Genomic DNA, 341 nt, shown 5'->3' on the forward strand with positions numbered 1-341 from the left:
TAGTAGAAATTGAACGCCGCGTCCCGGGCGACGGCAATTATCGGCCCTGGGCTCAGGGATGGCCCGCCGCTGAACAGCCGTTCCTTCGGCCAGGCAAGCGCCGGAGCCGTTCCCGCAAGGGACAGCACCGACTCGATATCCACGCCGCCCTCCACCAGATCGGCCGCCCGGTCAAACAAACCGTCCAGCTCTCCCCGTTCAATGGCCGGAACCAGACCGAGATGGCGCTCGGGAATGTCCAGTCCTCCGTCCCGCTGAAGCCCGCCGACGACCGGAATGCCGCACTCCTGTTCAATCGCGGATTTGACCAGCCGGTAGTGTCCCCGGCTTCCGCACTTGTT

General features: G+C 64.8%; 1 pseudogene. It reads right to left on the minus strand.

Going from position 1 to position 341, the window contains the following annotated elements:
• Positions 1-341: pseudogene (locus L692_RS33115) on the minus strand (cobyrinate a,c-diamide synthase); the annotation flags it as partial.

Origin of the sequence: Paenibacillus forsythiae T98, from assembly GCF_000520735.1 — a bacterium.
GTDB lineage: Bacteria > Bacillota > Bacilli > Paenibacillales > Paenibacillaceae > Paenibacillus_AQ > Paenibacillus_AQ forsythiae.